Annotated in this window: 24 protein-coding genes, 1 tRNA gene and 1 pseudogene; 5 read left to right on the forward strand and 21 right to left on the reverse strand. The window is 64.9% G+C overall.

Annotation, left to right across the window (positions count from 1 at the left end):
• Positions 1-275: adenosylhomocysteinase (locus tag B2Z70_RS13635; protein ID WP_292983942.1), on the reverse strand; the 275-nt coding region annotated here is incomplete at its 3' end.
• Positions 276-554: 279 nt separating this feature from the next.
• Between B2Z70_RS13635 and B2Z70_RS13640 the strand changes: the two genes are divergently transcribed.
• Complete coding sequence (locus B2Z70_RS13640) at positions 555-2,429, forward strand: hypothetical protein (RefSeq protein ID WP_292983944.1); 1,875 nt, start codon at positions 555-557, stop codon at positions 2,427-2,429.
• Positions 2,430-2,507: 78 nt separating this feature from the next.
• On the opposite strand, the gene B2Z70_RS13645 is transcribed toward B2Z70_RS13640, so the two are convergent.
• The 4 genes from B2Z70_RS13645 to B2Z70_RS13660 form a co-directional block, all read right to left on the reverse strand.
• Positions 2,508-2,780, reverse strand: a complete 273-nt coding sequence (locus tag B2Z70_RS13645; RefSeq protein WP_009802632.1) for an HPr family phosphocarrier protein — start codon at positions 2,778-2,780, stop codon at positions 2,508-2,510.
• Complete coding sequence (locus tag B2Z70_RS13650; RefSeq protein ID WP_009802633.1) at positions 2,777-3,181, reverse strand: PTS sugar transporter subunit IIA; 405 nt, start codon at positions 3,179-3,181, stop codon at positions 2,777-2,779. The genes B2Z70_RS13645 and B2Z70_RS13650 overlap by 4 nt, the downstream gene beginning before the upstream one ends.
• Positions 3,182-3,320: 139 nt before the next feature.
• Entirely contained in the window at positions 3,321-4,973 is a 1,653-nt protein-coding gene (locus B2Z70_RS13655; RefSeq protein ID WP_050752874.1) for a stimulus-sensing domain-containing protein, read from the reverse strand.
• The gene (locus tag B2Z70_RS13660; RefSeq protein WP_009802635.1) at positions 4,942-5,646 is read right to left on the reverse strand and encodes a response regulator transcription factor; all 705 of its coding nucleotides are present in this window, start codon (positions 5,644-5,646) and stop codon (positions 4,942-4,944) included. The genes B2Z70_RS13655 and B2Z70_RS13660 overlap by 32 nt, the downstream gene beginning before the upstream one ends.
• Before the next feature lie 147 nt (positions 5,647-5,793).
• On the opposite strand from B2Z70_RS13660, the gene B2Z70_RS13665 reads away from it, so the two are divergent.
• Positions 5,794-7,509 carry a hypothetical protein gene (locus B2Z70_RS13665; RefSeq protein ID WP_292983949.1) on the forward strand — a complete coding sequence of 572 codons (1,716 nt, stop codon included), beginning with the start codon at positions 5,794-5,796 and terminating at the stop codon, positions 7,507-7,509.
• Here the strand turns inward: B2Z70_RS13665 and B2Z70_RS13670 are convergent.
• The 5 genes from B2Z70_RS13670 to B2Z70_RS13690 form a co-directional block, all read right to left on the reverse strand.
• Complete coding sequence (locus tag B2Z70_RS13670) at positions 7,506-7,862, reverse strand: gamma-butyrobetaine hydroxylase family protein (RefSeq protein ID WP_009802637.1); 357 nt, start codon at positions 7,860-7,862, stop codon at positions 7,506-7,508. The genes B2Z70_RS13665 and B2Z70_RS13670 overlap by 4 nt on opposite strands.
• A gap of 3 nt (positions 7,863-7,865) precedes the next feature.
• Positions 7,866-8,063, reverse strand: coding sequence for a Trm112 family protein (locus B2Z70_RS13675; RefSeq protein WP_009802638.1), 198 nt, complete (start codon positions 8,061-8,063; stop codon positions 7,866-7,868).
• Positions 8,064-8,088: 25 nt separating this feature from the next.
• Positions 8,089-8,736 (reverse strand): LON peptidase substrate-binding domain-containing protein, encoded by a 648-nt coding sequence (locus tag B2Z70_RS13680; RefSeq protein ID WP_292983953.1) that lies wholly within the window; start codon positions 8,734-8,736, stop codon positions 8,089-8,091.
• Positions 8,737-8,814: 78 nt separating this feature from the next.
• Positions 8,815-9,723 carry a thioredoxin gene (trxA, locus tag B2Z70_RS13685; protein WP_292983955.1) on the reverse strand — a complete coding sequence of 303 codons (909 nt, stop codon included), beginning with the start codon at positions 9,721-9,723 and terminating at the stop codon, positions 8,815-8,817.
• 77 nt (positions 9,724-9,800) lie between these two features.
• Positions 9,801-10,322, reverse strand: coding sequence for a prolyl-tRNA synthetase associated domain-containing protein (locus B2Z70_RS13690; RefSeq protein WP_292983957.1), 522 nt, complete (start codon positions 10,320-10,322; stop codon positions 9,801-9,803).
• A gap of 192 nt (positions 10,323-10,514) precedes the next feature.
• Here B2Z70_RS13690 and B2Z70_RS13695 point away from each other — a divergent pair.
• Together B2Z70_RS13695 and B2Z70_RS13700 are read left to right on the forward strand one after the other, a co-directional pair.
• A pseudogene (locus B2Z70_RS13695) lies at positions 10,515-10,883 on the forward strand (MutS-related protein); the annotation flags it as partial.
• A 54-nt stretch (positions 10,884-10,937) separates the two neighbouring features.
• Positions 10,938-11,012 (forward strand) — tRNA-Gly (locus tag B2Z70_RS13700).
• Between the two features lie 236 nt (positions 11,013-11,248).
• On the opposite strand, the gene B2Z70_RS13705 is transcribed toward B2Z70_RS13700, so the two are convergent.
• Positions 11,249-11,965: a PepSY domain-containing protein gene (locus B2Z70_RS13705; protein WP_292983961.1), complete on the reverse strand. Its 717-nt coding sequence runs from the start codon at positions 11,963-11,965 to the stop codon at positions 11,249-11,251.
• A gap of 569 nt (positions 11,966-12,534) precedes the next feature.
• Positions 12,535-13,224: an SDR family oxidoreductase gene (locus B2Z70_RS13710; RefSeq protein ID WP_292983963.1), complete on the reverse strand. Its 690-nt coding sequence runs from the start codon at positions 13,222-13,224 to the stop codon at positions 12,535-12,537.
• A 188-nt stretch (positions 13,225-13,412) separates the two neighbouring features.
• Here B2Z70_RS13710 and B2Z70_RS13715 point away from each other — a divergent pair, with 188 nt between their 5' ends.
• Positions 13,413-18,320, forward strand: coding sequence for an NAD-glutamate dehydrogenase (locus B2Z70_RS13715; RefSeq protein WP_292983965.1), 4,908 nt, complete (start codon positions 13,413-13,415; stop codon positions 18,318-18,320).
• A 16-nt stretch (positions 18,321-18,336) separates the two neighbouring features.
• On the opposite strand, the gene B2Z70_RS13720 is transcribed toward B2Z70_RS13715, so the two are convergent.
• The 9 genes from B2Z70_RS13720 to B2Z70_RS13760 all read right to left on the reverse strand — a co-directional run.
• The gene (locus B2Z70_RS13720) at positions 18,337-18,939 is read right to left on the reverse strand and encodes a response regulator transcription factor (protein WP_009802647.1); all 603 of its coding nucleotides are present in this window, start codon (positions 18,937-18,939) and stop codon (positions 18,337-18,339) included.
• The gene (locus B2Z70_RS13725) at positions 18,936-20,114 is read right to left on the reverse strand and encodes a sensor histidine kinase (RefSeq protein WP_292983967.1); all 1,179 of its coding nucleotides are present in this window, start codon (positions 20,112-20,114) and stop codon (positions 18,936-18,938) included. Before B2Z70_RS13725 ends, B2Z70_RS13720 begins: the two co-directional genes overlap by 4 nt.
• 77 nt (positions 20,115-20,191) lie before the next feature.
• A complete protein-coding gene (locus tag B2Z70_RS13730) occupies positions 20,192-20,920 on the reverse strand; it encodes an ABC transporter permease (protein ID WP_292983969.1) in 729 nt (242 codons plus the stop codon).
• A 2-nt stretch (positions 20,921-20,922) separates the two neighbouring features.
• Entirely contained in the window at positions 20,923-21,840 is a 918-nt protein-coding gene (locus tag B2Z70_RS13735) for an ABC transporter ATP-binding protein (protein WP_292983971.1), read from the reverse strand.
• A 107-nt stretch (positions 21,841-21,947) separates the two neighbouring features.
• Positions 21,948-22,235 carry a hypothetical protein gene (locus B2Z70_RS13740; RefSeq protein WP_292983973.1) on the reverse strand — a complete coding sequence of 96 codons (288 nt, stop codon included), beginning with the start codon at positions 22,233-22,235 and terminating at the stop codon, positions 21,948-21,950.
• 140 nt (positions 22,236-22,375) lie between these two features.
• Positions 22,376-23,191, reverse strand: a complete 816-nt coding sequence (locus B2Z70_RS13745; RefSeq protein WP_292983975.1) for a ferredoxin--NADP reductase — start codon at positions 23,189-23,191, stop codon at positions 22,376-22,378.
• An 11-nt stretch (positions 23,192-23,202) separates the two neighbouring features.
• Positions 23,203-24,210, reverse strand: coding sequence for a cysteine synthase A (locus B2Z70_RS13750; RefSeq protein WP_009802653.1), 1,008 nt, complete (start codon positions 24,208-24,210; stop codon positions 23,203-23,205).
• Positions 24,211-24,235: 25 nt separating this feature from the next.
• A complete protein-coding gene (locus tag B2Z70_RS13755) occupies positions 24,236-25,336 on the reverse strand; it encodes a phosphoadenylyl-sulfate reductase (protein ID WP_292983977.1) in 1,101 nt (366 codons plus the stop codon).
• Positions 25,326-26,875 (reverse strand): nitrite/sulfite reductase (locus B2Z70_RS13760; protein WP_292983979.1); only part of this gene is annotated, 1,550 nt, incomplete at its 5' end. The genes B2Z70_RS13755 and B2Z70_RS13760, both read right to left, overlap by 11 nt.

A 26,875-nucleotide genomic window follows, 5' to 3' on the forward strand; every position in this document is an offset into this window, starting at 1 on the left:
TCCTGGGTGGAGAAGATGTTGCACGACGCCCAGCGCACATCCGCGCCCAGCTCGACCAGCGTTTCGATCAGCACGGCGGTCTGGATCGTCATGTGCAGCGAGCCGGCGATGCGCGCGCCTGCGAGGGGCTTCTTGCCCTTGTACTCTTCACGCAGGGCCATCAGGCCGGGCATTTCAATCTCGGCCATCTCGATCTCCAGCCGGCCCCAGCGAGCCAGCGAGAGGTCTTTGACATAGCGATCGTCGCCGGTGTTGGCGGCATTGAGCAGGGTCATGAATGAGCGCCTTGTTTTCTGACTGCGGGCAGGGGGTCCCCTGCCGGTTCCATATGAGACGGCGCATCTCTTAACACGCGTCCCAAAACGGGCAAACCGTCTGGCGTGCACATCATTATGGGACAGGAAATTCGCTCTATTTCTTAAATTGGTCCTAAATCTGTATAAACTTTATGGTAAGGTTTTTGCTCGGGCCCTGTGTTATGGGTCTTTGCGGCATGGCCGCAGGCGTCGCCGAGGGGCGGCGCGCCTGTGCAACGGACTGAGGGGACTGTTGAAATGGCGAATTTGCCGACCGCCTATGCGAGCCAGAATTTCGGCCGCAAGACGCTGGATTTCTACGCCGCCTCCGGCGAGGTGAGCGGATCGGATCCCCGCGCACGCGCCGATGAGCGCAGCCTGACCGATTATGACGGCGCCAAGCACACCGTGCGCGTCATGGACCGCAATTTCGCTCTGGAGGCCGGGGATCAGGCGTCCGTGCTGCGCATGCAGACCGGCCCCTCCCAGCGTTCGCGTCCCGTGGCGCTGGTCAATCACACCCAGAAAGGCTGGTCGCGCACCCATCCGGGAGCCAGCGCGCTGCTGTCGCGGGCCGGGGTTGCGCGGAATGTGAACTGGTTCCTCACGGTTCTCCTGTTTGCGCTGGTCTCCATCGTCATGGTCTGGCCGGCCTTGCGCGCCTTCCTGGTGGAGGTCGATCCGGGCCTGTTCGGGGCTTTGCCCCAGTTTGATCTGTTCGCTCTGGCGCTGACCGCCCTGCCGGATCTGGCGAGCTGGAGCTTCTCTGAGAGCGTCGCCCCGGTCAGCGGCCTGATCGCCCAGGCCGGGCCGCTGGCGGCCGAGCATGCAGACGCCATTGTCTTTTACGGTCTGAGCGGACTGGCCGCGCTGACCGTGTTCGCCACGCGCTCCTGGCGCCTGCTCTGGGCGCCGCTCTTTGCAGGGCTCGTGGGCGCTGCGGCCCTGGGCCTGGGCGGCGAGGCCGAGGCTGCGGGCTATGCCGTTGGCGCTTACGGGCTCGCGGCGCTGATCTTCGTGATCGGAGGCCTGATCAACCGGGTGCGCGATTCCGCCCGTCTCGAGCGCCGGATCGCGCTTCTGGCCGACCATCTCGAGCGTCATCCTCCGGAAGAGACCATTGCGCGGGCTGAAGACCCTGACGAAATTGTCGATAACGACGCGGGCATTGAGGAGCCGGACGACGCGGCGGCCTCTGATGAGGATGCGCCGATCGCCATCGCCGTACCGGTCAGCGCTGCGCTGAGCGAAACAGCGGATGAGGCGGACGCCGAACCGGTCATCGCCGAGTCCGAGACGCAGGCTGTCGATCCCGAAACGGCGGACTCTGAACGCGGTGACGTAGAGGCTCAGGAGGCTGAAGCGGTCGAGGCGGAGTTCGAAGCCCCTGTGGTTGATGCGGAACAGGACGTTGCGGTCGATCTCGATGAAAGCGAGACCGAGGCGACGGACGCTGCAGAAACGCGCGTCGAGGCTGAGCCTGAAGCGGATGAAGCGGATGAATCCGCCTCTGAAGATGCGGTCCTGAGCGAAGAGACGCCTGAGCCGGCCCTGTCCTCGCCCGAGGGGCGTGACGAGGATACGGCTCTGGACGCGTCTTCTGAAGGCGATGATGTCTCCGAGGATGCGGACGCGGCTGCGGCCGACGCCGCGGCGGAAGAGGCTGAACACGAACCGCTTGCTGGCGAAGCCGTCGCCTTTGAGTCCGAGGACGAAGTCGAGACCCGGGCGGAGCCTGACGCGCTGACGGCGGAGGCGGGCGAAGAGCTCGAGCCGGCGCTGAGCGCTGAAGCGCCCTCTGACGACGCGCCCGAAGAGGCGGATCTCGAGCTCGCAGGGCTGGATGCCGAAGAAGCCGAGCGTCTGAAGAATGATCCGCGCTATGCCGCGCGCGCCATCGTACTGCCTTCTCCGCCGCCCATGCCGGCTGCCGAAGCCGAGAGCGAGGCGGTGTCGGACGTGGACGAAGCCGTAAAGCCGAGCACGGGACCGGTGACGCGTGAGACGCGGGAGCTGCGCCCGAGCGCGCCGCTGACCAACCGCGTGCTGTCGCTCTTCTCCAATCCGCCCGTGCCGCCTGCGCCTCCGGCGCCCCCGGCGCCGGCGCGCAACGCCGAGGATGAGGACGCCTGAGGGCACGCCCCGACCTGAGACACGAACGCCGCCGGGATGACCGGCGGCGTTTTCATGTGGGGCGTTGGGCTGACAGGCTCAGTCGTTCTCGTTGAAGCCGCATTCCACCAGCGCGCTGAGGGCGTCCACGGCCTCTTCTGCGTCCGCGCCCTCGGCCCTGATGGTGATGGCGACGCCGGGTCCGGCCGCCAGCATCAGCAATTCCATGATGGAATCCGCGCTGACTTCCTCGGCGTCACGCGCCACGCTGACCTGGGAGTCAAAGCGGGCGGCCTCGGCGACGAATTTCGCAGATGCGCGGGCGTGCAGACCGCGCTGATTGCAGATGGTGACCGTGCGTTGCTGGCTCACGCGGCGCCGTCCAGGATCTGGGAGGCGACGGCGATATAGCGCTTGCCCGCCTCGCTGGCGCTTTCGGCCAGGGCGTTCATGTCGAGCCGCGAGCGCGCTTCGGCCAGCTTGATCAGCATGGGCAGATTGGCGCCGGCGATGACTTCCACGCGCCCCTTTTCCAGGAGCGAAATGGACAGGTTCGACGGCGTGCCGCCGAACATGTCGGTCAGGATGATGACGCCATCGCCCTGGTCGGCTTTCTCCACCGCCTCGCGAATATCGTCGCGCCGCCGCTCCATATCATCGTCCGGGCCGATGGAGATGGCGCTACAGGCTTCCAGCGGGCCAACCACATGCTCTGTGGCGGCGACGAGTTCGTCAGCGAGACGGCCATGGGTGACGACGACAATGCCGATCATGGTGCGGATCAGATCCTCAGACGGAGTAACTTGATGTCCATGTAAACCCGGTTTTGCGTCCGGCGAAAGCCCTGTGCGTCGGGTGTGCAACAGTCCGCTGCATGCTGATGACAGGCGCCGTTTTCGCGCCACACATCCGCTAGCGCGACGAGGCGGGCAGGGTGACGGTGAAACAGGCGCCCAGCACCTGGCCCTGATCATCGGTGCGGTTTGAGGCGCGTATCTGGCCGCCATGGGCCGTCACGATCTGCCGCGCGATCGCCAGGCCGAGCCCGGAATGTCCGCCAAAGGCCGCCCCCTTGGGGCGCTGGGTGTAGAAGCGGTCGAAAATGGCTTCGAGATTGTCTTCGGGAATGCCCGGACCGTCATCTTCGATGCGGACTTCCTGGCTCTGCCCGGCGCCGCGCTCGATCCGCACGCGCACCCCGCCCTCTGCCGGGGAGAAGGTGACGGCGTTCTCGATGAGATTGATGAAGACCCGGCTTAACGGGTTCTCGTGTCCGCGCACGATGTGCCGCTCGGACTCGGCCGTGACGATGACCCGGGGGGCGGGCGCGTCGGGATCATTCTGCAAGCTGGCGATGTCGGTCAGCAAGACAACGAGATCGATGGTCTCGAGATCCTCGCGGGCCAGCTCCGCGTCCAGGCGCGAGGCGTTGGAGATGTCCGTGATCAGCCGGTCGAGCCGCTTCACATCGTGCTGGATCACTTCGATCAGGCGCGCGCGCTTGTCGTCATCCTTGGCCAGCGGCAGGATTTCCGACGCCGAGCGGATGGAGGTCAGCGGGTTCTTGATCTCGTGCGCCACATCGGCGGCGAAGGCCTCGATGGCGTCAAGGCGATCATAGAGCGCATTCGTCATCTGGGTGAAGGCGCGCCCCATATCGCCGATCTCGTCCTTGCGGCCCTTCATGTCGGGCAAGGGCACGCGGCGGCCCCCCGCCAGACGCACTTCCCGCGCCGCTTCCGCCAGTCGCCGCACCGGCCAGGCGATCTGCACGGTCAGCACCACCGCCATGAAGAAGGTGACGAGCGCGGCGACGATCACATAGGGCAGGATGGCGGCGCGCTCCTGCGCGATCAGGGCGTCAAGGTCATAGGATTCATAGGTGATCGTGCCCACCACCGCCTGGATCAGCTGGATGGGGATGGTCACCGACACGACGCGTCCGCCATCAGGGTCGCGCCGAACCCCGGTCTGCGCCTCGCCGGTCTGGAAAGCGGCGCGCACCTCGTCAGACAGGCTGCGGTCGAGCGCCGCCCGCTCCTCGGCCGACAGGAAGATCTCGCCCACATGCTCCATGACCGAATGGCCGAAACCGCGGGCCCGCGAGATCGGCGTCTGGGGATCGTCTGTAATGGGCGGCAGGGGCAGCTGGTCGACCTCGCCCGCAATGAGGTCGGAGTCGGCGATGCGGATGGGGCCGGGCGCATGAAGCAGAGCACGCGTTTCGTCCGGCACGTAAAGCCCGGACAGACGGCGCAGGACCTCGCGCGCCGCATCGCGATCCATTTGCGGGCCGGGGGCGTCGCCATAGACGGCGGTCTCGGTGATGATGTTGGCGATGATCTCGGCCTGGGCGGACAGGGAGTCCACCTTGGCGTCCACCAGGCCGCGCCGGTTCTCGGTGATCGCGAACATGCCGCCGATCAGAACGCTCAGCGCCACCAGATTGGTCAGGATGATGGTGGCGCCGAGACGCGTGAACAGAAGAGGCTTGAGCTGGGCGGACAGGCGCACGATGGCGCGTCGTGCGACCTTAAGCCTCCTTATATCGGTAGCCGACGCCATACAGGGTCTCGATGCTGTCGAACGTGTCGTCCACGTCGCGGAATTTCTTGCGGATGCGCTTGATGTGGCTGTCGATCGTGCGGTCATCCACATAGACCTGATCGTCATAGGCCGCGTCCATCAGGCTGTCGCGGCTTTTGACAAAGCCCGGACGGTTCGCCAGCGCATGCAGGATCAGGAATTCGGTGACGGTCAGGCGCACCGGCTTGCCCTGCCAGGTGCAGGCGTGACGGTTGGGATCGAGCACCAGCGAGCCGCGCTCGATCACCTTGTGCTCATTGCCCTCGCCGCCCTCCGCGCCGGCCGGATCGGCCTGGGCGCGGCGCAGCACCGCCTTGATGCGGCGCGCCAGCAGCTGGTGGGAGAAGGGCTTGGCGATGTAATCGTCCGCGCCGAGATCGAGACCCAGGGCTTCGTCGAACTCGCCATCCTTGGAGGTCAGGAAGATCACCGGCAGGTTGGAGGACTGACGCACGCGGCGCAGCAGCTCAAGCCCGTCCATGCGCGGCATCTTGATGTCGAAGATCGCCAGATCCGGCGGCGTCTCGGTCAGGTGCGGCAGGGCGGCGGACCCGTCGGTGAAGGTGCGCACATTGTACCCCTCGTTTTCCAGGAACATGGAAACAGAGGTCAGAATGTTCTCGTCGTCATCCACAAGGGCGATGGTCGCCATCGTTCGTATCCTGTCATTCTCTCGGCGGAACCGATGTCTCTAGCGCTTCACACTAATTGGTGTCCAAGATCAAGCAAAGACATGGTTACCTCGGGTTAAGGCGGGTAGTGCATTACTTTATGAAACCTGCTGGGGAATGAGGCGGAAATGGCGCACGAAGACGTCCATTACGAGGTCTTTCTGAAGAAAAACGTCAAGGCCTCCTGGACGTTGGTGGAGGCGTTGAAGGATCGCAACGCCGCCCTGGCGCTGGCCAACAAGCTGCACGCCAACCATTCCAGCGGCTCCATCCGCGTGGTGCGCGAGGTCTGGGACGCGGAGTCGAGCGGCTTTCGCGGCGGCGCCATCTTCGAGATCGGTCCCGAGAAATTCTCCGGCGACGAAAAGCCCGCCGAAGCGACCATCCCGTGCCTGACCCCTGATGACCTGTCCGGTCCGGCGGCGCGCGACACGGTGCGCCGGGCGCTTTCGGGCTGGCTGGAGCGCTCCCAGGTCTGTCCCATGGAGCTTCTGCATCGGCCGGATCTGATCGAGGAGCTGGACGGGTCGGACACCGATCTGCAGCACGCCATCCAGAAGGTCGCCATCGCCCGCGCCCAGAATTCGGACGCCAGCGTGCACGCCTATGTGCGCCTGATCACCGAGCTCGTGCAGCGCGGGATCGAGCAGTCGCGCAAGGAAGCCAAGGCGGCGGGCAAGCCGCCCAAGGGCAAGTCCTTTTCAGAAAGCGCGACGCTGCTGGCCAGCAAGACCACCTCGGAAAAGCAGATGCGTCGCCTGATCGCGGACGAGCTGTCGCAAGCCTATGACATGGGCGAGAAGGTTCGTCGCCTGCTCGACATGCATGACGACCTGCCGCAGAGCGAAGAGGCCCGGGCGCTCGCGGCCAAGCAGACCGACGCCTTCATCGCTGAGATCTTGTCCTTTGATTCCGCGCTTCGCCGGGTGCTGGGCGACACTGTGGATCTGGGCGACGAGGTGCTGCGCCTGACCGGCATCTATGAGGGCGCCCCGGACAGCCCCGATCTCAGCCGGGCGCCGGAAACCGCGCGTCGGCTGGCCAGCCAGATCAAGGCGGCCTCCCTGCCGGCCGCCCACAATGAGCTCGCCCAGCAGATCCTGGAGAAACTCCGCGCGCCCAAGCGCTTCCGGCCGCGCTCGGTGATGGCCGAGATCGAGCTGGCGCGGAAGCTCGCCCAGCGTCTGATCGTGTCGGCGGGCGAGAACCTCAACCCCGAGGCGCTGGTGGACGCCTTCACCCACCGCTCCGCACGCCTGCTGCAGCCGGACGCCATTGAGGAGGCGCTGTCGGGCGCTCATACGCCGGTGGACCAGATCGAGCGCCTGTTCGCGATGGAAGACCATCTGGTGGGTGAGGAGAACAAGAAGAAGCTCGCGAGCTATATCCGCGCCAAGGTCACCGCCAACACGACGGTGAGCTATTTCGTGCGCGGCAGCGGACAGCCGCTTGAGCGATTGTCGCGCGTGACCAGCCTGCAGGCGCGCGCCAAGAAGGGCGGCTTTCCCAAGACGGACAAGCAAGAGCTGGTCGACGCCTTTGACAGCCTCGGTCTCGCCATTCTGGACGCCACCAAGGTGATGGACCGGGTGGCGGGCTCCCAGGCCCCGGTTCTGGACCGCGCCGCCGCCCTCTTGAAGCTGTCGACGACAGGCGTTCTTCCGGAAGGGCGCTGCCGGACCGATGCGCAGCTGCGCGCGGTGCGGATGATGGAAAGTGATGAAGCGCGCGTAGCCGCGGCGTCCCCTGGCGGTGAAGCCAAGATGCTGGCCGTGCAACAATTGTTCGCCCAGCTGGCCCCGCCGGAAACCCAGAGCCCGCCGCAGAGCGACACGGCCGCCTAGTGCGGCAGGCCGGAGGCTTTCAGTCGATCGCGATAGGCCTGCATCAGGGCGTCGGCGTTCTCGCCCAGCTCGTGCAGATAGTCCCAGGAATAGATGCCGCTGTCATGGCCGTCGTCAAAGCTCAGGCGCACGGCGTAGCGCCCCACGGGATCCGCCGCAGTGATCTGCACGCCTGACTTCCCGCTCACCAGCTTTTTCTGGTCCGGGGCATGGCCCTGCACTTCTGCGGACGGACTTTCCACACGCAACAATTCGAACGGTATCGCGTAGCGGTCGCCGCCTTCAAAACTGATGTCCAGCACGCTGTCAGAGCGTTTGAAGCTCAAACGGGTCGGCCAGGGGCGGTCGCTCATGGATCAGTCGTCCAGATTGCGGGCTTCTTCAGGCAGCATGATCGGCACGCCTTCCCGGATCGGATAGGCGAGTCGGGCCTCCTTGGAGATCAGCTCATTCGCCGCGCGATCATATTCGAGCGGGCCGCGGCTGACCGGGCAGACCAGGATCTCAAGAAGCTTGGGATCGAGAGCGGATTGTTCGGTTTTCACGTCACTCATGGGGAAAACTCTTACGCCGACGCTTTCAGGGCGTCCAGCCTCGCGAGCCGCTTGCGGCCTCGTCGAGGCTGTTTTGCATCAACCGGTCCAGGATCTCCGCCCGATGCGGGATCGAGCTCGCTTCGAGCAGTCTCTGCTTGGACTCGGCGTCAAAGGGAGCGGCCATGGCGGTCTTGTTGATGACCAGCGACAGGGGCGCCTTTTCAAGGGCGGGCCAGTCGGTTTCGATCCCCACCAGGTCGAAATAGGCGCGCAACCGCTCGATCAGCCCCTGAACATCAATGGCGGGCGGCATGTGCACCTCGACGAGGTCCTGGGTGAACGGACGGTAGTCCGCTTGCGCCACGCGATAGGGGGTCTGCTGCTCAAGCTCGGCCTCGACGGCGAACCGGGTCAGCCCTTCCAGCACCATCAGATAGCGCCCGTCCGCCGTTTCCTGGTGGCTGACGATCCGGCCCGCCCCGCCCACAGGCTGGAGCGCCGGTTTCTCGGGCGTTCCGCCGGTCGCGGGCTGGATCACCCCGATGATCCCGTCAGAAGCCAGCGCGTCATCCACCATGTTCAGATAGCGCGGCTCAAACACGTTCAGAGGCAGGTGCTCGCCCGGGGGCAGGATGCAGCCGCGGATCGGAAACAGCTTGATGGCGCTGGGGAGGATGAGGCTCTCGGACATGACTGGGCTCTTGGGTCGCTCCTTGGACGTGAGATAGCCCGATCAGGGCCGCAGGCGAGTGCTGCGGCCCACTCAGATTCAGGAAAACAGGATCGAGGACAGGCGGCGACGGCCGTTCTTGGCCAGGTCGGATCCCGCGCCCGCGGATTCAAACACGCGCAGCAGCAACTGACGCGCGGCGGCGTCATTGTGCTCGCGGTCAATGGCGATGGATTCCAGCAGCGCCTCCGCAGCGCCGCCCATATCCCCCGTACCCAGCCGTGCGCGGCCCAACTCGTACCAGGTCTGGGCCCCGGGATTTGATTTCACGGCCGCTTCGGCGGCATCGAGCTCGGGGGCGTCCTCGGCCTCGCCCGCCAGCTCCATGGAGGCGCGGACGGCGGCGATGGCGGGGGCGGAGCGCAGCGTGTCAGGCACATTGTCCAGAAGCGCCTTGGCCTGAACCGGATCGCCGCTGGCCAGATAGACCCGCGCCATGCCGGCGATGGCGTCGGCATTGTCCTTGTCCATTTGCAGCGCCGTGGCGAAATCCTGGGCGGCGCCGCCGAAATCGCCGTTATCCAGCGCCTGCTGGGCCCGCTCCACAAGCGCGGAGACTTCCTCCTCGGAGACTTCGCCAGTCATGCGGTTGATGAAGTCATTGACCTGGCTCTCGGGCAGGGCGCCCATGAAGCCGTCCACCGGCTGGCCATCCTTGAAGGCGATCACGGCCGGGATGGACTGGATGCGCAATTGGCCCGCGACGCCGGGGTTCTCGTCGATATTGACCTTGACGAGTTTCACCTTGCCGCCTGCCTTGGCGACGGCGCGTTCGATGGTCGGGCCCAGCTGGCGGCACGGGCCGCACCAGGGCGCCCAGAAGTCCACCAGCACCGGGACCTCGCGTGAGGGCTCGATGACGTCGGCCATAAAGGACTGGTCGGTGCCGTCGCGCACCAGATCATCACCGCCGGGCGCATCCGCGCCGTTTGCACCGATAATTTCCATGAAAGCCTCCCGTTTGGGGCGAAATGTCGTTTGACCACTAGGTGGCCGTTTGCGCGCCGTGATGCAAGCGCGCCCGTTCACCCGTCCAGCTTCACGATTTCCGGAGCGCGCCCGAGCGCTTCGACAAATCTGAGCAGATCCGCGGACCGGATGGCGGTGGTGGCGTCGTTTTTCAGCGGATGAAAGTTGACGATATCATGGGCCATCAGCGCTTCATCCAGAATGAAGCGGACCTGATGATCGTGATCATTGAGCAGGGCGAAGGCGGTGACCGAGCCCGGCGTCACGCCCAGCTTGTCTTCCAGGAGCTCGGCCTTGCCGAAGGAGAGGCGGCCGCATCCCAGCGAATGATGGAGCTGGTTGAGGGCGATCCGGGTCGACTGCAGCGCCGAAATCAGGATCAGCGCGCCCTTCTTGTCCTTCAGGAACAGGTTCTTGGTGTGTCCGCCGGGCATGTCGAGCTTGAGGGACTCGCCCTCCTCGACGGTGAAGATGGGCGGGTGGTCATACGTTTCATGCGCGATCCCGAGGCCATCGAGAAAGCGCAACAGGTCCTCGCGCGAGGCGGGCGGAGCGGGCAGGGGCGGGGTCTTTGTCATGGCGTGTAGATCAGCAGGACAGGGGAAGTCAGGCAAGGTGCAGCACGACTGCAAAAGCTGCAGATGACAGGCTTGCAAAACGAACGGCGATGAGCGATATACCCGGCCTCGGCGCAAGCCGGACCCTGTACGCAGGTAGTGAGCGGGCGTAGCTCAGGGGTAGAGCATCACCTTGCCAAGGTGAGGGTCGNNAAAAACTACAATGTTTCGGTAAAAGAAATAGATGGAAAAATCATTTTCTTACGCAAACTAAAGAAAGGAGGGAGTGCTCATAGTTTTGGAATTCATGTAGCACAAATGGCGGGCATGCCAAGTAGTATTGTAAAAAGAGCCAACACTATTATGCAACAATTAGAGAGTTCTCTTTCAGCAAATGAATTGAAAGAAAAATCAAAACATATCAGTAAAAAAGATGATTTTCAACTGAGTTTTTTTCAACTAGATGACCCAGTATTAATGCAAATAAGAGATGAACTTTTGGATATTGATATCGACACACTTACTCCTGTTCAGGCACTATTGAAACTTAATGAAATTAAAAAACATATCGGAAAGAAATAAAAGAGTTTCTGGGCTTTGCAAAAACGAATATTTAATTAAATTTGCCACCCATTTGCGAGTGTAGCTCAGGGGTAGAGCATCACCTTGCCAAGGTGAGGGTCGTGAGTTCGAATCTCATCGCCCGCTCCATTTCTTCAGACGACAAACGACTTGCGCTGCAGCCGGGCCTTGTGTCCGGGCAAGTTCCCAGTCGCCGGCCTTCGGGCCGGTGATGTTGTTTGAGGAATGCGTCCCCCGGACGCTGCGCTCACAGGATGGACTGCGCGGGGCGGATCAACCGTCAGCCTTTCCCCCGAAGGTTCTCGGCCACCAATCCCTCTGGACCGCCTGTGACAGGCTCCGCCCCGCTCCCATCCCTGTTCCAGTTATCGCTTGCGCGCCGCGCGCCAGACAGCAAGGCTGCGCCGCATCCTGAAGATCAGGATGACAAGGCCTGCGAGCGCCACGGCGAGGCCCAGACTGGCGGCGATGACCAGCAGGGGATGATTGAAATCCTCGCCGTCATCGTAATCCATCACATGCAGACGCCAGAAGAAGTCGAACAGGCGCCAGGTGTCCGACCGGCGCGCGCGCACAAGTCCGCTCTCGGGATCCACATACAACCGGGTCCCCTCGGCATCCGCGAAAACGATTTGCCAGACAGGCCCGCCCGGGCCGTATTCGGAGGGGGGATCGGCGAGCAGGCGGATGCTGTCAATTTCGGCCTCGGGCGCAAAGTCATAGTCGGCGATCCGGCGCACGAGGGACTCGTCCAGGAAAGACAGGGGCTCTCCGCTGCGGGCCGAGATGACTCTCGTGCGCCCCCGGCTTTCAAGTCGCCAGACCGGCTCGTCGGTGATCGAGGTCAGAACCGCGCTGTCGAGTGTCTGGAAACCGGCTGATCGCGCGGCGTCTGAGAGCGGGATCAGGGCTTCCGGCGTCATCAGGACCGGAGGGTGGTCGGCGATCTTGTGCTCGCCGCGCACGCGCTCGATCGGCAGGGCGCTCATCACAAGCCCGCCCAGAATCCATAGCAGAACCTGCACGCCGATGATCAGGGCCAGCCATTTGTGGACCCGCACGGCCGTTCGCAAAATCATCATCCCGCTTCTTCCCCCGCCAGACTGTCGGCTCCCGAGCTTGCGATCCTGCCCCGGAATGTTGCCGGACAGGAAATACATCTTTCACGCAGCTGTGAGACGGCGTGTCTGGCGAAACGGTCGCGCCCGCCCCATATCCCGTCCTGCGAAGGCGGAGCCGGATCCCCTCACCGGACCTCTCCCCAGCCGGAAGACCCTGAAAGCCCTGGCTTGACGGGCCTGACCGGCTCCGCCCTTCGCCAACCGGCGGCAAGCCGGAGATCAAGACAAGAAAGAAGGTTCAGCCATGACCCGCGCCATCTCACTGGTGATCGCAACTGGTATTTTTCTGACTCTCGCCCTCATAGCCGCTTGCGCTTCAGGCGAGGGGCTCTACATCACAGGCTGATTGAACGCGATTCGGTGAAGCGCGTCAGTGAACAGAACAGGCCTCAGAGTGCGTCCCCCCAGCCTGCCCGATGAGGCCTGCAGGCGCCGCCGGACAAGCCTGTCCCCGTCCGGCGGCGCCGCTTGAAACGAAAAACCCCGCAGCAAGGCTGCGGGGTTTTTTGCTGTCCGGTAATGGCCGGCGTCTACCAGGGCAGGTCTTCACCGCTGATATGGAAGAAGCGCCCGCTCATCGCAGGGTTGGCGCGCGCGATCAGATCCAGCTGTGCGCTGACGGATTCGCTGGGCGTCATCAGCCCGTTCGGGCCGCCCATATCGGTGCGCACCCAGCCTGGATGCAGGATCAGCACGACGACGCCCTTGTCCTTGAGATCGATGCTCAGCGACTTGCCCACGGCGTTCAGCGCCGCCTTCGAGGCGCGATAGGCGTATCGCCCGCCGCTGTCATTGTCGGCGATGGAGCCCATGCGGCTCGATTGCAGCGCGATCACCTTGAGCTGGCTCTGGGCGACCTGATCGGCGAAAGCCTCCGCCAGCGCCAGCGGCGCGAGCGTATTGATGCGGAAGGTGTCCAGGAAGCCGTCATTGGCGGCCTCGCCGAAGGCTTGCTCTTTCGGGCCCATCACGCCGGCATTGGCGAACAGAATGTCGAGCGGACCGGTGACCTTGTCCTTCAGCGCCTGGGCGGCGTTCAGATCGGAGGCGTCATAGGGCAGGATCGTCAGGCGTCCATCGCCCGGGTCCAGCGCCTTGAGCGCATCCGCGCCCTCGGGATCACGCACGGCGGCGCTGATCGTCCATTCGCGCTTAAGAAGTTGGCTGACATGCTCAAGGCCGAGCCCGCGATTGGCGCCCGTGATGAGAGCGTGAGGCATGGTCGTCTCCGATGTGGAAATCTGTTGTTTTGTTAGTGCAGAACCAAGCACAGCCATGATTGCAGGTCTAGCCGCTCAGTACCGCTTGAACCCAGCGCGAGCGGGAGTAGGCTGCGGGTCATATGTTCATGGTTATTCGATGAACACCGTCCACCGTCCACCATTTTTCCGTTCAGGAGCCCCTTGATATGAACGCCGTGGTCAGCGTCCGACACGCATATGACAGAGAGGCCTTTCTGAAGGCCGCGCAAAGCCGTTTTGCTGCGGCGTTTGGCGATAGCGGGCCCGATGCCGCCAGCTTCCTGGAGCAGCTCTGGGGCGATGCGCTGGCGGACGATCTCGCCGGGATTTCCGAACAGGATGCGATCTCCCTGGCCGAGGAATTCTGGCGCTATGGCGTCGAGCGGGGATCGGACAAGCTTCTGGTGCGGGTGCGGACGGCGCATGGCGCGGATGGCCGCAATCTCGAGCGCGACATCCTCGAGGTGATCGGTCAGGACCGGCCCTTCCTTGTGGATTCCGTCATGGGCGAGATCGCCAGCCAGGGGCTGGACGTGCTCGCCATGTTCCACCCGGTGGTCCAGGTGCGCCGTGATGATGAGGGGCAGCGGGTCGCGTCGGGCGGGCGGTGCCTGAACGAGTCCATGATCCAGGTCCATCTCGACCTTCTGAGCGAGGATCTGCGCGAGCGGCTCGTCGCGGGCGTGCGCGCCACGCTCGATGATGTGCGCGACGCGGTCGAGGACTGGAACGACATGCGCGCGGAGATGGACGATGCGATCGACCATCTGACCAACGCCAACACTTCCGCCTCCAAGGAAGAACAGGAAGAGGCCGTCGCCTTCCTGCGCTGGCTTCGCGACAACCATTTCGCCTTCCTGGGCAGCCGCACCTATCAGTTCGACTTCGAGAAGGGCGCTGGAGGCGATCACAAGCCCGAAGTGAAGTCCGAAAGCGGGCGCGGCGTGCTGCGCGATCCCGAACGCAAGGTGCTGCGCAAGAGCGCCGAGCCGATGATGCTGACCCCGGCCATCGAAGCCTATATGCGCGCGCCCTCGCCGGTGATCGTCGCCAAGGCGAACATGAAGAGCCGCGTCCATCGCCGGGTTTACATGGATTATATCGGCGTCAAACGCTATGACGCGGACGGCAATGTGGTCGGCGAGACCCGCTTTGTGGGCCTGTTCACCGCCGAGGCCTATGACCAGATGGCGCGCGAAGTGCCGCTGATCCGCCGCAAGGTGCGCCGCGTGCTCGACAAGGCGGCCAAGGCGCCGGGCTCGCACTCGGCCAAGAAGCTGCAGAACATCGTCGAGAACTATCCGCGCGACGAACTGTTCCAGACCGAGGAACAGGACCTGCTGGATATCTCGCTGGGCATCCTGCACCTGCATGACCGGCCGCGCACCAAGCTGTTCATGCGTCGCGACCAGTTTGACCGCTTTGTCTCCTGCCTCCTGTTCGTGCCGCGTGACCGCTATAACTCCAAGGTGCGCGAACTGGCGGGGGAGAAGATCCGCGAAGCCTTCAATGGCCGCCTGTCGGCCTTCTATCCCCAGTTCGGCGATGCGCCACTGGCGCGGGTCCATTTCATTGTCGGGCTCGATCCGTTCAACCATCCCGAGCCCGATCCGTCCGAGCTGGATCGCGAGATCGCGGCGCTCGCGCGGACCTGGGAGGACGAGCTTCACAACGCGGCGCGCAATTCCGGCGACGCCGAGCTGCGCCGGGCGGTGACGCGCTATCTGGACGGCTATTCCGCTGGCTATCGCGAACGGTTCACTCCCGAGGACGCGCTGGCGGATATTGGCCGCATGGAGCGGGTCAAGGCGTCCGAAGACACCAGCGCGCGCGCCTATCGCGTGGAAAAGGACGGCGAGGACCGTCTGCGGGTCAAGCTGTATCGCTGCGGCGAACCGGTGGCGCTGTCGGGCGTGATGCCGGTGCTGGAAAATCTGGGTCTGCACGTGCTGGCCGAGGCCGGCTATCCGGTCCAGCGTCATGGCGAGAACGGTGCGGAAACCGTCTGGGTGCACGAGTTCGAGGCCTCCCTGAATGGCGAAAGCGCCAGCAAGATCGACAGTGAAGCGGAAGCCTTCGAGAGCGCCCTTCTGGCGGTTCTGAACGGGCAGACCGAGGATGACGGCTTCAACAAGCTGGTGCTGGCCATCGGGGTCAGCTGGCGCGAAGCGGCCTTCCTGCGCACCGTCGCCCGCTATCGCCAGCAGACCGGTCTGGATCCCTCCCAGGCCATTCAGGAAGAGGCCCTGGCGGCCAACCCGGAAATCGCGCGCGGCCTTCTGGAGCTGGTGAACACCAAGTTCAATCCCGAGCTCGATTTTGGCGAGGAAAGCCGCGAGAGCCACGCCAAGGATGTGTCCAAGGCGATCCGCATCCTGCTGGAACGCGTCGAGAGTCTCGATCATGACCGCGCCCTGCGCCGCATGCTGCGTCTGATCGAGGCGGTGCTGCGCACCAACTTCTTCCAGACCGATGAGGAGGGCCGCGCCAAGCCGTGGATCTCCATGAAGATCGCCAGCCGCGACGTGCGCGAGCTGCCTGATCCCAAGCCCTATCGCGAGATCTTCGTGTGGAGCCCGCGCGTCGAGGGCGTGCATATCCGCTTCGGCCCGGTCGCCCGCGGCGGCCTGCGCTGGTCGGACCGTCGGGAGGATTTCCGCACCGAGGTTCTGGGTCTGGTGAAGGCCCAGCAGGTCAAGAACGCCGTCATCGTGCCGGTGGGCTCCAAGGGCGGGTTCTATCCCAAGCAATTGCCCGATCGCAGCGATCGCGACGCCTGGCTGGCCGAGGGTCAGGAAGCCTACAAGACCTTCCTGCGCGGCCTTCTGGATATCACCGACAATCTCGTTGATGACGGCGTGAAGCGTCCCGACAATGTTGTGTGCTGGGATGATGAGGACCCCTATCTCGTCGTCGCCGCGGACAAGGGCACGGCCACCTTCTCAGACCTCGCCAACTCCGTGGCCCAGACCGAGTATGATTTCTGGCTGGGCGACGCCTTCGCCTCGGGCGGTTCGGCCGGGTACGACCACAAGAAGATGGGCATCACCGCACGCGGCGGCTGGGTCAGCGTCCAGCGCCATTTCCGCGAAATGGGCAAGGACATCCAGAACGAGCCCTTCACGGTCATCGGCGTCGGGGACATGTCCGGCGACGTGTTCGGCAACGGCATGCTGCTCTCCAAGCAGATCAGGCTGATCGCCGCGTTCGACCATCGCGACATCTTCATCGATCCCAACCCCACTGATCTCGAGAAGACCTGGGAGGAGCGCAAGCGGCTGTTTGAACTCGGGCGCTCAAGCTGGCAGGACTATGACAAGTCCCTGATTTCAAAAGGCGGCGGGATTTTCCCGCGGGCCGCCAAGTCCATCAAGCTCAGCGACGAGATCCGCGAACTGACCGGACTTAAGGCGCAGACCGCTCCGGCCACGACCCTGATCAAGGCCCTTCTGAAGGCGGATGTGGAGCTGTTGTGGTTCGGCGGCATCGGCACCTATGTGAAGGCGTCGACCGAGCAGAACTATCAGGTCGGCGACAAGGCCAATGACGCCCTGCGCATCGATGCGAACGAATTGAATGCAAAGGTCATCGGCGAGGGCGCCAATCTGGGCGTCACCCAGGCGGCGCGCATCGAGTACGCCCGCAAGGGCGGCCGCGTGAATGCGGACTTTGTCGACAACTCGGCGGGCGTGGACAGCTCTGACCACGAGGTCAACATCAAGATCCTGCTGAACCCGATGGTGCGCGAGGGCTCGATGAAGCTCGATGACCGCAACACGCTGCTGGAATCCATGACCGATACGGTGGCGCACCATGTGCTCGAGCACAATTACGACCAGACCCTGGCGATCACCATCGCCAAGGAGCATGCGGTCGAGGATCTCGACGCCCATGAACGCCTGATGGAGCGGCTGGAGCAGGACGGCCGTCTCGACCGCAAGGTCGAAGGCCTGCCGGCTCCCGATCAGATCCGGGAGCTCAAGGATCAGGGGCTCGGGCTGACCCGTCCCGAGATCGCGGTGCTGATCAGCTATTCCAAGATCGCGCTGTTTGATGCGCTCGTGGAGTCCGACGTGCCGGACGACGCCCACTTCAAGCAATCGCTGGTGACCTATTTCCCGGACAAGCTGGAGAAATTCTCCGACGCGATGGACGGTCACCGCCTCAAGCGCGAGATCATCGCCACGCGTCTCGCCAACGACATGATCAATCTGGGCGGTCCGACCTTCGTGAACCGGGCCATCGAGAGCACCAGCGCGGATGTGGCCGCGGTGGCGCGGGCCTTCGAAGCGGGACGCAATATCTTCCGCTTCAACGAGTATAGCGACCGGATCAACGCGCTCGACAACAAGGCCCCGGCCGAGGTCCAGATCGCGCTGCATGACGAGGTGATCCGCCTGCTGCGCCGTCAGAGCTACTGGCTTTCGCGCCGGACCCTGGGTCAGGACGCCCTGCCGATCGCGGATGTGATCGCGGCCTATCAGCCGGGTGTGGATGAGCTCAAGCCGCTGGTCACCGAGATTGCGAGTCCGTTTGATTGCGAGGCGGTCGAGCATCGCTTCCAGGCCTATGTGGAGGCCGGGGCGCCCGAGGACATCGCTCGCGATGTGGCGCGTTTGCGCCCGCTGACCTCGTCGTCTGACGTGATCGATCTCGCAAAGGCTGTGGACTGGCCGCTGGCGGCGGTGGGGCGTCTGTATCACGCCGTGGGGGCGCGCTTCCTGTTCGACCGCTTGCGCGCGGCGGGCAATCAGCTCTCCTCGACCCTGCACTGGGACCGTCTGGCCATGCGCCGCCTGATCGAGGACCTGTATGGCAGCCAGCAGGCGATCTGTGAGGGCATGATGGCCTACGCCAAGTCCGAGCGCGCCGATCTGCTCAAGGATCTGGGTTCCGCCGATGCACAATGGGCTGATGAGGTGGTCTCGGCCTGGACGGACTCCCAGAGCGTCATGGTCAAGCGCGCCGACCGCGCGCTGGAGGAAATCTCCTCCACCGGCGGATGGACCCTGTCAAAAGTGGCGATCAGCTCCACGCAGTTGCGGGAGCTGGCGGCCGTGGTCGACCGCGGCTAGGGCGCAGGCTGACGGGTCAGAGCCAACCGTTTTCGCGGGCGATCTGGAACGCCTCGATCCGGTTGGCCGCCCCCAGCTTCTGGGTGGCTTCGGCGAGATAGTTTCTCACCGTGCCCGGCGACAGATTGAGAAGGCGGGCGATCTCCTTGTTGGACTTGCCCTCTTCCACCAGTCTCAGAATATCGCGCTCGCGGGCGGTCAGCACGACCGGCGCGCTCCAGGCGGTTTCGGCGAGTTCCGAGGCGATGGCGCGCTGGCCCTGCGCCACGCGGCGCACGGCGTCCGCGAGTTCCTCACTTGGCGCATCCTTGAGCACATAGCCCAGCACCCCTGCCTGCAGCGCGCGCTGCAGATATCCGGGGCGGGCGAAGGTCGTCACGATCAGCACGCGCGTGTCGCTGCCGGACTGACGCAGGGCTTCGGACGCCTCGATCCCGGTCAGGCCGGGCATCTCGATATCGGTGACCAGAACGTCGGGCTTGAGTTCGTGGACGAGGCGAACGGCTTCTTCGCCATCCTGGGCTTGCGCCAGAAGCTCGATATCGGGCTCGAGCGTCAGAAGGGCGGCCAGCGCGCCGCGCAGCAGCGACTGGTCCTCAGCGATGACAATGGAAATCATGGGTGGGACTCAAGGCTCTCGGTATCAGGCTGGGGCGGGGGCAGGCTGAGGGTGACGCGAACGCCGGTGTCCCGGCTTTCGATCTCCATTTCGCCGCCGAGGGATTCAATCCGGCGGCGCATGCCCATAAGGCCGGTGCCGGCGTTCAGCTCGCCGCCCTGTCCGTCATCCTCGATCACGAGGACTCCCTCGGGGGCGAAGCGGATCAGCGCCGCCTCCGCGCCGGAATGGCGAATGATGTTGGTGACCGCTTCGCGCAAGGCGAGGCCGAGCGCCGCATGGGCGGCCTGGTCCAGATCGGGCGGTTCTCCCTCGACCCTCAGGCCTATATCCGCCGCTGACAGCGCAGATCGCGCCCGCGCCAGCTCCTGATGCAGGGTGGTGACATGCATGCCCGCGACGGCCGCGCGCACATCCTTGAGCGTGATGCGGGCGGCGTCTCGGATCTCGATGATTTCAGAGCGCGCCCGGTCCGCATCCGCATCCAGAAGGCGTGCTGCAAGCTCGGATTTGACGGCGATCGTGGTCAGGGTGTGGCCCAGAAGGTCATGCAGATCCTGGGCGATGCGTTCGCGTTCGCGCAGGGCGGCGAGCTCGGCCTCCATGCGCAGATTGCGCTCCCGCACGGACACGCGCTGGGCGGATTCAAACCCGGCGAGGGTCGCCATCCCCGCCATAACGGCGATGAACTGGGACAGCACCATTTCAAAGATCGTCACGCCCAGCAGCCAGGAGGCGCACAGATAGAAGGCGCTCAGCCCGGCCATGGCCAGCAGCGCGACTCTCTGGGGGCGCAGGCCCGCCAGCAGGGTCACCGCATAGATGTGGAAATTGCCGCTCATGCCCACGACCGGGATCAGGGCGAGCGAGAGGGCCGAGGCGTAGCCCGCCGCCATCAGCGTCCGGACGGGTTTGACGCCGTTGCGATAGGGGTCGCCGGCATTGGCGTACAGATAGACCGGGATGAAGCTGCCCACGGCGGCGAAACCGATCAGCGCATCTCTCAGGCCCGGGAGCTGGAAGAACCAGGGCGTGAAATAGAAAACGAGATAGATCAGATAGAAGGCAGGCGTCTCTGACAGGCCGCGCAGGCGGTTCGCCCGTGTGGGCGGAGCGCTTTCCGGTCCGGCGCGCTCCGAGGCGCTGTCGGGTTTGTAAAGAGGGTCTGACGCCATGGGAGAGGGGTTTCCGTAGTGTGGCGGGCGGAGCGCGAGCGGATACCCTGCCCTGCTCCGCCTTCCAGAACCAGACCCTAGCGCTGGCGCGCCCAGGCCAGCAGCGCCAGCCCGGCGGCGATGGCCGTGATCGCCAGCGCGGCGAGGATATGGCCCGGAAGGGCCGTCTCACCGCCCGCGCCGCTGACCCCGAGCGCGATTTCAGCCAGATGATAGCTGGGCAGGACTTGCGCGATCTGGCCCATGATCTTCGGGAAGACGCTGATCGGCATCCACAGGCCGCCCAGCACCGCCATGCCCAGATAGGCGATATTGGCGACCGCTACGGCGGCGTTGGCGCCAAAGACAAAACCGAGCGCCAGACCCAGCAGGACAAAGGGGATGGCCGACAGGACATGGACCAGCAGAAGGCCCAGCCAGACCTGAGGGGACAGCTCCACCCCGGCGGCGAAGGCGGCGACGGCGTAGATGGCGCCCAGCGACACGCTGGCGATCAGCACGGTCGCGGTGGTCTTGGCCACCAGCAGGGCGGCGGCGGGCGCCGGCACGGCGCGCTTGAGGGTCAGCCAGCCGCGTTCGCGTTCCTGCGCCACTCCCGCGCCAAAGCCGAACAAAGCGGGGCCCATCACGGCGAAGACGCCGAAGGTGGACAGAAGATAGGCGGCGTTGTCCCGGCTGCCCGGAATGATCACTCCGAACAGGGTGAAGAACATCACCGGCAGGATCAGCGTCGGGATGGCGAATTCGGGCATGCGCGAGAGCTTGAGGACTTCGGCCTTGATTTCAGCAAGATAGGCGTTCGCCATGATCAGGCTCCCTCGGTTTGCGGTTGGCCGGTCAGCGCCTCGAAGGCGTCTTCCAGCGTGGGTTGGGCGACGCCGAGATCGCTCAGCTCCGGGTCCAGCTCGAACAGCGCCTTGAGCGCCGGGACGGCGTTGCTGACCTGCAGGCGCAGCTTGCGACCCGACCGGCTGAGCGCGATCAGGCCGGGCAGGGCGTTGAGGGCGTCATCGTCCAGGGCCGTCACACATTCGATGATGGCGCCGCCCATGCGGGTGCGCAGGCCGTCGGCCGTGTCATCCGCGATGACGCGCCCGTCCTTGAGCACCACGACCCGGTCTGCGAGCGCATCCGCCTCTTCCAGATAGTGGGTGGTGAGGATGACCAGCGTCCCGCTCGCCGCCACATCGCGCACGATCGCCCAGAGCGCGCGTCGCGCTTCGGTGTCGAGCCCGGTCGTGGGTTCGTCGAGAAACAGGAGGTCGGGCTGGCCCACAAGCGCCAGGGCGAACTGGATGCGCCGCTTCTGGCCGCCCGAGAGCTTGCCATAGCGTTGCCGGATGAAGCCCCCGAGGGCGCAGCGCTCGATCAGGGCGTCGAGATCGGCGGGGTCCGGATAATAGCTCGCGAACAGCTCCAGCAATTCGCGCCCGGTCAGGGTGTGCGCCAGATCGGTATCCTGCATCATCACGCCGATGCGGGTCCGGATGGCGCGATCCCCGGGACGGGCGCCGAACACGCTCAGGCGGCCGCTGCTGGGGCGGGTGAGGCCGAGGGCGGTCTGGACAAAGGTGGTCTTGCCCGCGCCGTTGGGGCCCAGCAGGGCCAGCACGCCGGGTTCTGACAGGGAGAGTTCAAGCCCGTCCAGCGCCGTCTTGCGGCCATAGCGTCGGGTCAGCGCATCCGCCTTGAGAATGGGCGGCGCAAGATCATGGGAAACAGTCATCAGCCCTCACAGCCTGGCGATCAAGGCTGCAAGCATGCCGGATGGGGCCAGGGGAGAGGAGTGACGCGCGTCACATGGGCGGGATGACAGATGTCACCCCGGGCGTGTCAGCCGAAGAAATGGATCGCGCCGCCGATCATGGCGCCCCAGAAGACGCCGCAGGAAAAGACCAGGAAGGCGAGGGTCTGACGCGGGCTCCAGCGATTTTCCACCACAGGCTCGGCAAAGGCGGATTCAAGCCGCTCCTGCAGGGCGTGCGCCGGGGAGGGAATGGACGGCGCTTCGCCGCTCGCGCCAATGGTCGGGAAGGGCGGCGGCGCCACGCGCGCTTCAGGCTCCGGCGTCTGGGCCGGGGCGGGCATCGCGTTCATTTCAGTCTTGCGTTGGGCCTGCATGACATCCCTCCATGATCACCGAAGGTAGCAGGAAAAGCTGAACAAAGACCCAACCAGCGTTGTAAACAAAGTGTTAACAGGTTCTAAACGACTGGCGCGGCCGGCGCGGATTTCCGGTCCGGCCGCGGGCCCGACGCGCCTCAGACACCTTCGCCCGCGAAGGCTTTCTCGACCACGAAGTCACCGGGCTTGGCGTTAGAGCCTTCCTCGAAACCGCGCGCCTCGAGCATTCTCTTGAGCTCGTCGAGCATCGCCATGGAGCCGCAGATCATCACGCGGTCGGTCTCGGCGTTCAAAACCGGGCGCTCAATCATCTCGAACAGCCTGCCGGTCTCGATCAGCGTGGTGATGCGGCCCGTGCGCGGTCCATGCTCGCGGGTGACGCTGTCAAAATAGACCAGCCGTCCCTCCGCCGCCTCGCCCACCAGCGGATCGGTCTTGATCGCTTCCACGAGGCCGCGCGAATAGGTCAGTTCGGCCTGGGTGCGGCAGGTATGGGTGAACACCACCTCGTCAAACTGCTCATAGACGCCCGGCTCCCGGATCAGGCTCGCAAAGGGCGCCGCCCCGGTGCCGGTGGAGAGCATGTAGAGCCGCTTGCCGGGCTTGAGCGCATCGGTGACGAGCGTGCCCGTGGGCTTGCGGCCCACCAGAACCCGGTCGCCGGGCTGGATATGGCGCAGGCGCGAGGTCAGGGCCCCGTTCTCCACCTTGATGGAGTAGAATTCGAGCGTATCGTCCCAGCTCGGGCTCGCCACCGAATAGGCGCGCAGCACCGGTTTCTTCTCGCCCTCAAGCCCGATCATCAGGAATTCGCCCGGCCGGAAGCGCAGCGTCGCCGGGCGCGCCGTGCGGAAGCGGAACAGGTCGTCGGTGAAGTGTTCGACCTCGGTGACCTTGCAGGCGAAGAAGGCGCCCTGATCGATCACGTCCAGGTCTTGAGCCGTATCCAGCATGAAAATCTCCGTCAGGCGCTCAGGCCCGCACTGGCGTCGGCGTCCGTCCAGGGCGGAACCGGCAGCCCGCGGGCGCGTAGAAATTCGGGGTTGAAGAGCTTGGCGGCATAGCGCGCGCCGGAATCACACAGAAGGGTGACGATGGTCCTGCCCGGACCCAGGGTTTTGGCGAGCCGGATGGCCCCGGCGATATTTACGCCTGCCGAGCCGCCCAGCGACAGGCCTTCGGTCTGCACCAGATCGAACAGGAGCGGCAGGAATTCGGCATCCTCGATCCGGTAGGCGTGATCGACACTGAGCCCTTCGAGCTGGCCGGTGATCCGGCCCACGCCAATGCCTTCGGTGATCGAGCCGCCCTCGGATTTGAGCGCGCCTTCAGTGAAGTACGAATAGAGCGCGCCGCCGGCCGGATCAGCGAGGCCGATCTTCACGTCCGGCGTGGCGGCCCGAAGCGCGGAGGCGATGCCCGCCAGCGAGCCGCCCGTACCCGCCGCGCAGATGAAGCCGTCGATCTTTCCGTCTGTCTGCTCAAGGATCTCCCGGCCCGTGGTGGCCGCGTGGAACGCCTTGTTGGCGGGATTGTCGAACTGGTTGGCCCAGACCGCATTGGGCAGGCTCTCGGCGATTCGGCGCGAGGCGTGGACGAAATGGTGCTCGCTGGAATAGGGGGCGGGGTCGACCTCGATGATCTGTGCGCCGGCCGCGATCAGGGCTTCGCGCTTGCCGGCGCTTTGCCCGCGCGGCATCACGATCAGCGCCTTGTATCCCAAGGCGCCGGCGACCAGCGCCAGCCCGATCCCGGTATTGCCCGCCGTGCCCTCGACGATCACGCCGCCGGGCCTGAGCGAGCCGTCGGCTTCCGCGGCCCGGATGAGGCCCAGCGCGGTGCGATCCTTTACCGAGCCGCCGGGATTGAGAAACTCGGCCTTGCCGAATATCTCGCAGCCCGTGGCCTCTGACGCGGCTTTGAGGCGGATCAGCGGCGTATCGCCGATCAGCTCCACGATCGGTGCGGTCATGACAAATCCTCTTTGATCAGCCGCCTCAGATCAGGCGGATGGCGCCAGCGCGTTTGGCGCGCTCGGCGCGGGCCGGATCAAAGATGCCGCACTCATCCCGGTCCTGACCAGCCCAGCGACCATCGCGAGAGCCGGGCTCGTCCGCCGGGGCGGTGCAGGGCCAGCAGCCGATCGAGGCGTAGCCATCTTCCGCCAGCGGATGGCGGGGCAGGTCGAGCGCCTTGTACCGATCCGCCACATCCTGCGGGCTGAGGAAAGCGAACGGATTGATCTTCACCCGCTCGCCGTCGAACTCGACGGCGGCAATATCGCCGCGCTGGCCGCCATGATAGCGCTTGCGCCCGGTGATCAAGGCATCGAACGGATCAAGCGCGCGTCCCAGAGGGCGCACCTTGCGCAGATCACAACACGCCACGCCATCACGGTCATAGAGCCTGTTGTCGGGATCCTCGTCGCGCAGCTCAGCTTCATCGGGCTTGAGGATGTGCAGGTTCGTCAGGCCCAGATGTTTCACCAGACGGTCGCGATAGCTCAGCGTCTGGGGGAAATGCATGCCGGTGTCCAGAAACAGGATCGGCGTGTCAGAGGCGATCTCCGCCACGAGCGCGAGCCCCAGCGCCGCTTCCGCACCGAAGGAGGACAGCATGGCCATGCGCCCGCCATAGACTTGGGCGGCGCGGCAGAGAATGGCTTCAGGCGTTGCGCCATCAAGTTCTTTCGCCAGCGCTTCTGCGGTCGCCTTACGCGCCGCCAGCGCCCGGATTTGCAGCGCCGTCGGGCGGGCGGTCACAGCGCCGGGGTCGGGCTGATAGATATAGGGGGCACCGCCGGTATTGCGGTTGCGGGCCGGGCCGTCGGGACGTTCGATGTCGACCGCGTCAAACCCCATGCGCAACAGGTCATCGACCTGATCGGGCAAGAGCGGGCCTGCGGCGCGCAACTCGCCCTCATAGCCCGAGCGGCGCAGAAGGGCAGCGAGCGAGAAGCCGCGCCCATCCTTGAAGGTGGGAAAGCGGATCACGACCCGGTCCGCGCCCTTGATGGCGGCTTCGGCGTCGGCTGGTGCGGCGTCGCCCGGCAATTCCACGGCCTGCGGTTCGATCCGGCGTAGGGCATCAAGCGCCATAGACGGCCTCCTTGAACGGGTCTGTGCCCAGACGGTTCAGCGTCTGGATGAAGCTTTCCTGAGGCTGGGCCTGTTCGGCGTAGACCCGCACGCAGGCGATGACGGCGGTCACCGCATCGTCGGCGGACAGGCCCGGACCCAGAATTTTACCAATAGCCGCCTGACCGTCGCCAACCCCTCCGAGGGTGAGCTGGTAGACTTCCTCGCCCGCCTTATCGACGCCGAGAAGGCCGATATTGGCCACATGGTGGTGGCCACAGGCATTGATGCAGCCTGAAATCTTGATGGTCAGATCGCCGGTGGCGTCATCCAGCCCCGCTTCGTGCAGGCCGGTCGAAATGGCCTGGGCGATGGGAATGGAGCGCGCATTGGCGAGATTGCAGTAATCAAGCCCCGGGCAGGCGACGATATCGCTGGCGCGGCCATGATTGGGCGTCGCCAGCCCGGCGCCGTCGAGGGCGCGGAACAGATCGCCCAGAGCCGCCTTGTCCGCATGCGGAAGGACGAGATTCTGCTCCTTGCTGACGCGGATCTCGCTCAGGGCGTAACGATCCGCCAGGTCGGCGATCAGGTCCATTTGCTCGGCGCTGGCGTCGCCCGGCGTGGCGCCCGGCGCCTTGAGGGGGATCACCACGACGGCGCGGTTCTTCACCTTGTGCGGCTTCACATTCACTGCGCGCCAGCGGGCGAAGGCCGTGCCGGTCGGAATGTCGGTCAGCGGTTCGCCTTCCGCCGGCGGGACGAAATGGCTGCTGACGCGCTCGATCTCTTCGACCGGAAGGGTCAGGGCGCGACCCCGGCTGGCGTCATACTCGGCCTCGACCGCATCGCGGAATTCGTCCGGACCCATGGCGTCGACCAGGATCTTGATGCGCGCCTTGTACAGATTGTCCCGGCGTCCCGCGAGATTGTAGACGCGCAGGATCGAGGTCAGATAGGCCAGCAGTTCGCGCTGGGGCAGGAAGTCGCGAATGATTTTCGCCACGATGGGCGTGCGGCCCTGACCGCCGCCCACATGCACTTCAAACCCGGTTTCGCCAGCGTCATTCTTCACCAGACGCAGGCCGATATCGTGCACGCCGATGGCGGCGCGATCGGCGGGCGAGCCGGTGACCGCGATCTTGAACTTGCGCGGCAGCCAGGTGAATTCGGGGTGGGTGGTGGACCATTGCCGGATCAGCTCGCACCAGGGACGCGGATCGGCGATCTCGTCCGCCGCCGCGCCCGCGAACGGGTCGGTCGTGGTGTTGCGGATCGTATTGCCAGAGGTCTGGATGGCGTGCATCTGCACCCCCGCCAGATGGTCGAGCGCATCGGGAATATCCACCAGCGCGGGCCAGTTGTACTGGATGTTCTGGCGGGTGGTGAAATGGCCATAGCCGCGGTCATAGGTGCGCGCCACATAGGCCAGCGAGCGCAATTGTTCCGAGGACAGAACGCCATAGGGAATGGCCACGCGCAGCATATAGGCGTGCAGCTGCAGATAGACGCCGTTCATCAGGCGCAGCGGCTTGAACTCGTCCTCGCTCAGCGCGCCCG

It is taken from the genome of Oceanicaulis sp. UBA6590 (genome assembly GCF_002433705.1).
Classification (GTDB): Bacteria; Pseudomonadota; Alphaproteobacteria; order Caulobacterales; family Maricaulaceae; genus Oceanicaulis.